Source organism: Streptomyces sp. NPDC046261, from assembly GCF_040646235.1.
Taxonomy (GTDB): domain Bacteria; phylum Actinomycetota; class Actinomycetes; order Streptomycetales; family Streptomycetaceae; genus Streptomyces.
Window position 1 is genome coordinate 21,092 of the sequence record NZ_JBEYZU010000035.1, and the last position, 6,472, is coordinate 27,563.

The following is a 6,472-nucleotide window of genomic DNA, read 5'->3' on the forward strand; positions in this document are numbered from 1 at the left end:
CCGGCTGCAGGAAGGCCACGGCCACAGCGTAGAGCCTGCCCGCTGGCAGGAGGCGTTCGAGGCCCTGATGGGCCGGATAGCGGGCCGGTTCGCGCGGTTTGGCCCCGGCGCCGGCTGAGGACCTTCGTGCAGGGGCTGCTGTCGGACCTGCCGCGCAAGAACTCCTGGCCGATCGCCGAGTGGGCCGGGGAATCGAGTCCCGACGGCATGCAGCACCTGCTCGGCCGGGCCCGGTGGGATGCCGACCGCGTGCGTGATGACGTGCGTGAATACGTGCTGGAGCATCCGCACGACGAGGATGCGGTGCTGGTCCAGCGCCAGTACACCGAAACCGCCGGGAGGATCGAGAACGCGCAGCTCGCGGTCTACCTCGTCTATGCGGGGGGGGGGGTGGGCATGCGGCAGTGGACCGTGAGCTGTACATCCCGCGCTCGTGGACTGCGGATCCGGACCACTGCCGGGCCGCGGGCCTGGGCAAGGACACCGTCTTCGCGACCAAGCCCGAGCTGGCCGCCCGCATGATCGGCCGATTCCTGAATGCTGGGCACCGCGTAGGCCGGGTCGCTGGCGACGAGGTCTACGGCGGCAACCCGAAGCTGCGGTCTGCGCTGGAAGAGCGCAAGGCCGGCTACGCACTAGCCGTCGCCTGCTCGGCCGAAGTCACCACCGGCGCGGGGAAGTTCCACGCGGATGCCCTGGCCACGAAGGTACCGAAGCGGGCCTGGCAGTTCCGGTTGCCGGGCAACGGTCGGCCGACCACAACGACGCGCCGGGTGTCGGCATCGATGACGACCTGGTGGTTGGTGGAGTAACGGCGGTTCTTCGACCGCTCGGCCACCGTGTGGTCGCGGGTGGGCACCAGGGTTCCGTGCACGATGAGTACGGTGCTCTGCGGAACCGCCTGCGGGGCTTGAGCGCGAGCAGGGGACCAAGGTGACTGATGATGCGGTCAGCCGCGGACTTCGAGATGCCGAACGGCGGTGCGAGCAGGGCGCAGCGCCACGTTGGTGCGCCAGTACGTCGTGACCAGCAGCACCCGATCCTCCAGTGGCAGGCTCCACGGCCGTCCTCTGCGTACCGCTTCAGCTCCCTCGTGCGCAACTGAGCCACCAGCGTGCCGAAACAGCGAGGGCTCAACCCGGTGAACGGAGCTGTCCAGGACGGCTGTGACGCCGTAATCACAGCAGACATCGCGAGATCATTGCACTCGTAGCCAGGCGCCTCAACGCCCCTCGGTGACCTGCTTCAGTCGAAGAGGGCAACGACTCCATTTACCCAGATCGCGAGGAACGCGAGGGCCCCCACCAGGCAGCCGCCGCCCGCCAGCACACCGCCGACCGTCCACGGCCCGGATGGCGCCTCCTCGTCCTTGTCCTCCAGGCCGTCCTGGTAGGAGGCGGGGTCGGCCCAGTCGACAGGGTGACCCAGCTCCTCGACGCAGGCGGTCCGCACGGCGACCAGCTGCTTCTCCGCGAAGGAGGTGGCAGCCATCGCCTCGGGGCCGCGCCAGGCGAGTGCCTTCATCCGCCACGCGGGAGATCCGTACCGCGCCTCGAAGGCGACGGTCTCGTCGCCGTTGCGGTCCTCTTCGAGGTACATCCACCGCCCGGCCTCGGCGGCATCGCCGTAGAGCCGGTACACCTCGGCCAGGCGCCGACGGAGGGTCAGATCGTACGGGAAGGACGAGACGAGACCGCGCAAACGCTGGCGCGCAACAGGAACCCGGCCGGCGGCCAGGTCTGCATCGACACGGGCAAGGGTCTCTCTGAGGGGCATGAGCACATGATCGGGTATTGCACTGGTCCCCGTCGACCTGGTTGTTTGCCCAGCACCTGGCTCGCTCCTATCACGCCTCCGGCACGGCCTGGATGTCCAGCTCGACCCTGATGGTCGTACCGATCATGACGATGCCCCGCTGGAGCATGGAGCGCCAGTTCAGGGTGAAGTCCTCACGGTGCAGTTCGGTGCTGGCCGAGCAGGCGGTACGGGTCTCGCCCATGATGCCGGTGCCGATGCCCAGGTAGCGCGTGTCGAGGGAGACGTTCCGGCTGACGCCGTGCAGGTTCAGCACGCCCTGGACGCTCCAGCGGGCACCACCGCGGTGGACGAAGCGTTCGCTGGTGAACCGCATGTAGGGGTAGGCGGCGACGTCCAGGAACTCCGGCGAGCGCAGGTGCTTGTCGCGCTGCTCGACGCCCGTGTCGATGCTGGCCGTTTCGATCACCACGTCCAGCCGCGACTGTTCCATGCGCTCGGCGACCCACAGGTTTCCCTGGAACCGGTTGAACCTGCCGTGCACTTCGGCGAGGCCGATGTGCCGGGCGATGAAGCGCACGGCCGTGTGGTCGGAATCGATGCGCCACGCCCCCGGCGCGGGCGTCGCGGGCGCGGGCGCGGGATCCATGCCGATCGGTTCGAGCTCGGTACGCGCTTCCGCGGTGCACTCGAAGGTCCGCCGTACGGGCTGCAACCCCTCGGCCGTCACGACGAGCCCGTACTCCCCGGGTTTCATGGTCGCGGCGAACCTGCCGTGCGGGTCGGTCTGCCCGTGGAGGACCTCCCCGCCACGGGCGTCCCGGACGGAGACCTCGGCCCGGTGCAACGGCAGCTGCACCGGGTCGAGGACAAGACAGTCGACGGCTCCCGCACCGCGGGGGACGGGGGCACCTCCCTGCCGCGGAGAGCTCTTGAAACGGCGCAGCAGCGCGAGGGGCATCCCGTGAGGACCTTTCTCTGGCCGGAAGGTGGTCGGACCACAGACCATCACATATCGCCATTACAAGGCAAAACAGCCCGCTTCTCCTTCGAAAGCGGACCGATCAACTCGGAACAGCTTCGAATCACGCGAAGCGCCCGAGCAACACATTGCACCATACATGCACTCTTCCGGCGTCCCGTCAGGGGCGCGGGATGTTGCGCAGGTTGGAGCGGGCCATCTGGGCCATCCGGCCCACGCCGCCCGCCAGGACCATCCGCCCGGCCGACAGGGCGAAGCCGCCGACCATGTCAGCGGTGATCTTCGGCGGGATCGACAGGGCGTTGGGATCGGTCACGATGTCCACCAGCGCGGGCCCCTTGTGCTTGAAGGCGTCCCGCAGAGCGCCCCGCACGTGCTTCGGTTTCTCCACCCGCACGCCGTACGCTCCGGCCGCGGTGGCGATGGCCGCGAAGTCGGGGTTGTGGTTGGTCGTGCCGTACGACGGCAGGCCGCCCACCATCATCTCCAGCTCCACCATGCCCAGCGAGGAGTTATTGAAGAGCACGACCTTCACCGGCAGCCCGTACTGGACCAGCGTCAGGAAGTCGCCCATCAGCATGGCGAACCCGCCGTCTCCGGACATCGAGACGACCTGCCGGCCCCGGTCGAGGAACTGCGCCCCGATCGCCTGGGGCAGGGCGTTCGCCATCGAGCCGTGGGTGAAGGAGCCGATGACGCGGCGGCGGCCGTTGGGGGTGAGGTAGCGGGCCGCCCATACGTTGTTCATCCCGGTGTCGACGGTGAAGACCGCGTCGTCGGCGGCCTCCTCGTCCAGGACCGAGGCCACGTACTCCGGGTGGATGGGCGTGTGCTTCTCCACCTTCCGGGTGTACGCCTTGACGACCCCTTCGAGGGCCTCCGCGTGTTTCGCGAGCATCTTGTCGAGGAACTTGCGGCTCTTCTTGACCTGCACCCGGGGGGTCAGACAGCGCAGCGTCTCACGGACGTCGCCCCACACCGCGAGGTCGAGCGCGGACCGCCGGCCGAGGTGTTCGGGCCGCACGTCCACCTGGACGATCTTCACGTCGTCCGGCAGGAAGGCGTTGTACGGGAAGTCGGTGCCCAGCAGGATCAGCAGGTCGCACGCGTGGGTGGCCTCGTAGGCGGCGCCGTAGCCGAGCAGGCCACTCATGCCGACGTCGTAGGGGTTGTCGTACTGGATCCATTCCTTGCCGCGCAGGGCGTGCCCGACGGGTGCCTTCACCCGCTCGGCGAAGCGCATCACCTCCTGATGGGCGCCCGCCGTGCCGCTGCCGCAGAACAGGGTCACCTTTCCCGCCTCGTCGACCATCCGGGCGAGCGCGTCGATCTCCGCGTCCCCCGGTCGCACCGACGGCCGCGCGGTGACCAGCGCGTGGTCGGCGACGCGCCCGGGCGCCGGTTCGCCCGCGATGTCGCCGGGCAGGACGACGACGCCGACGCCGCTTCGGCCGATCGCGTTCTGGACGGCCGTGCGGAGCACCCGCGGCATCTGCCGGGGGCTGGAGATCAGCTCGCAGTAGTGGCTGCACTCCCGGAAGAGCTGGTCCGGGTGGGTCTCCTGGAAGAAGCCGGTGCCGATCTCGCCGCTGGGGATGTGCGAGGCCAGGGCGAGGACGGGTGCCATGGAACGGTGGGCGTCGTAGAGGCCGTTGATGAGGTGCAGGTTCCCGGGGCCGCAGGAGCCCGCGCAGGCGGCCAGCCTGCCGGTCAGCTGGGCCTCCGCTCCTGCGGCGAAGGCGGCGGCCTCCTCGTGGCGGACCTGGACCCAGTCGACGGCGGCGTTGCGGCGCACGGCGTCCACGACGGGGTTGAGGCTGTCGCCGACGACCCCGTAGAGCCGCCGCACCCCGGCGCGGGCCAGGATGTCGACGAACTGCTCAGCCACCGTCTCCTTCGGCATGAATCCGGTCCTCTCGCCTCGCCCCTTCCCCCATCAATCCACAGAACACAGGGCGGTGCATCCCCGGCGGCCGGCCCCTCGGGTGGGAAGCCGGCACGGGCGGTGACGGGTTCAGCTGCCGGCCGGCCAGGCGCTGTAGAAGCAGAGGCCGAGGAAGCAGGCCACGCACGCCATCACGACCCACGAGGTGAGACTCCCGCGGCGCGGCCTCGCCGCGCGCCGGGCACGCGGGGTGCGCCGGGGGGCGGGTGCCCGCGGCGCCGGCGCCGCCGCGACGTCGGCGGTCTCGGCCAGGAGCCGTCGGCAGGCCGCGGCCAGTGCGGCCGTCCCGGCGGAGAGCGGGACGACGGCCTCCGCGCGCGCCGGTGCGGTGGTGCCGCCCTCGAGGATGCGCCCCGCCCGCAGGCACACCTCGCCCCTGCCCCCGGCGGGCGCGAGGCTGATCCAGCGCCGCACGTGCTCGCCCCGTATGACGACGTGCCCGGCCCGGTCCCGGTAGACGGTGTGCTCCCGCCACAGCACTCCGGCCAACTCGCCCGCGACGTCCCTCAGTTCCGTCCTCACGCTTTCCCCACCCCTATGCACACGGCAACGCGTCGAACAAACGTCTCATCCTAGCGTCGCCTCTGCGTGAAGGGGCTTCAGGAGGTCGACCCGTCGCGATGGCCCCAGCCGAGAACGTCCGTCTCGGGGGCGGGCTTGTAGGGACGCTCCTCCGCCGGCTCTTCCCGCTTCTTCTCCGTGGCGCCCGCGGGCTTGCCCTGATGCTTGCGCTTGCGTTCGGCGTCGCGGGCCTCTTTGTGCTTCTTCTTCGGCAGCCCGACCATGACTGATCCGATCTCTTGGATGACGGGACCCTCTTGATGACGGGACCCTCTTCCAGCCTCACACGGCCGTGCGGGGCCCGCATCCCGCTGCCAGGGCGCACCAGGCATGCCCTTCGTACGATGACCGCTACCGAGTGCTACGCGAGCCGTGGAACCGGTAGAAGCGCGTACCGGGCCCGTGCACCGCCTCCCGTGCGACCGCGTCGGCCGTTCCGGCCCACTCGGCCAGCTCCACGACGCGCCCGCCGTCGGTCGTGAGGTACAGGTGGAAGCCCAGCAGTCCTGGCGGCGCCGCGTCCGTCAGCGCGGCCGCGCGCGTGTCGGCCCGGGCCCGCGCCCGGCCGGGTGCCTCCGCGTCATACGTGGCGAAGGCGAAGACGTCGGCGGCCCGGCCGGGGTCGACGGTCACCTCGCGGTACGGACGTGTGCGGTGCAGGCCGGGGCGCTCGATGCCGGGAACGAGCGTGTCGATCCGGCCGACCCGCGCCGCACGTCCCTCCCGTACGAAGGCGAGGTGGTCCTCGGCGCTCGTCCACTGGCCGTGTATGAGGAGGCCCGAACCGTCCTCGTCCACGAAGACGTGCGTGGCCAGCCGGGCAGCGGGCACGTCGCCGTCCGCGCCCTGCGACCAGGTGTCCAGGAGCGCGTCCGCGGCGGCGCGGGAGCGCTCTTCGCCACCGGTGATCCAGCGGCTGATGAGGGTGATACCGGCATGGGGGTGCCGCATCGCGGCGAGGCGTGTCATGGGGAAACGTTCGTACATCAACCGCGGTTGAGGTCAAGATCGAGGACTCTGCTCGCCGACCGGCCCCGCGGCTGATGCGAACGCCTCCCCCACCGGCTCGCCTACAGCGCCAGGGCCGCCCGCTTGACCGCGGCGGCGACGGCCGCGGTGGCTCCCGGGTTGAAGACGCTCGGGATGATGTAGTTCGCGTTGAGTTCGTCCTCGGCGACCACATCGGCGAGCGCGCCGGCGGCTGCCAGCATCATGTCGGTGTTGACCGT

The 6,472-nt window shown here is 70.4% G+C and carries 6 protein-coding genes and 2 pseudogenes; 1 reads left to right on the plus strand and 7 read right to left on the minus strand.

Annotated elements, in window-relative coordinates; all coding sequences use genetic code 11:
* Nucleotides 1-67: 67 nt before the first annotated feature.
* Nucleotides 68-728, plus strand: a pseudogene (locus ABZ956_RS30020) (IS701 family transposase); the annotation flags it as partial.
* Here the strand turns inward: ABZ956_RS30020 and ABZ956_RS30025 are convergent.
* The 7 genes and pseudogenes from ABZ956_RS30025 to ABZ956_RS30055 all read right to left on the minus strand — a co-directional run.
* Nucleotides 728-1,191: pseudogene (locus tag ABZ956_RS30025) on the minus strand (transposase family protein); the annotation flags it as partial. The pseudogenes ABZ956_RS30020 and ABZ956_RS30025 overlap by 1 nt on opposite strands.
* A 54-nt stretch (nucleotides 1,192-1,245) precedes the next feature.
* A complete protein-coding gene (locus tag ABZ956_RS30030) occupies nucleotides 1,246-1,776 on the minus strand; it encodes a DUF6584 family protein (protein WP_361900500.1) in 531 nt (176 codons plus the stop codon).
* Nucleotides 1,777-1,846: 70 nt separating this feature from the next.
* Entirely contained in the window at nucleotides 1,847-2,716 is an 870-nt protein-coding gene (locus ABZ956_RS30035; protein ID WP_361900502.1) for a YceI family protein, read from the minus strand.
* 181 nt (nucleotides 2,717-2,897) lie between these two features.
* Nucleotides 2,898-4,640, minus strand: coding sequence for a pyruvate dehydrogenase (locus ABZ956_RS30040; RefSeq protein WP_361900505.1), 1,743 nt, complete (start codon nucleotides 4,638-4,640; stop codon nucleotides 2,898-2,900).
* 111 nt (nucleotides 4,641-4,751) lie between these two features.
* Complete coding sequence (locus ABZ956_RS30045) at nucleotides 4,752-5,204, minus strand: hypothetical protein (protein ID WP_361900508.1); 453 nt, start codon at nucleotides 5,202-5,204, stop codon at nucleotides 4,752-4,754.
* Between the two features lie 77 nt (nucleotides 5,205-5,281).
* A complete protein-coding gene (locus ABZ956_RS30050; protein ID WP_361900511.1) occupies nucleotides 5,282-5,467 on the minus strand; it encodes a hypothetical protein in 186 nt (61 codons plus the stop codon).
* A 127-nt stretch (nucleotides 5,468-5,594) separates the two neighbouring features.
* Entirely contained in the window at nucleotides 5,595-6,212 is a 618-nt protein-coding gene (locus tag ABZ956_RS30055) for an antibiotic biosynthesis monooxygenase (protein ID WP_361900514.1), read from the minus strand.
* Nucleotides 6,213-6,472: the final 260 nt, after the last annotated feature.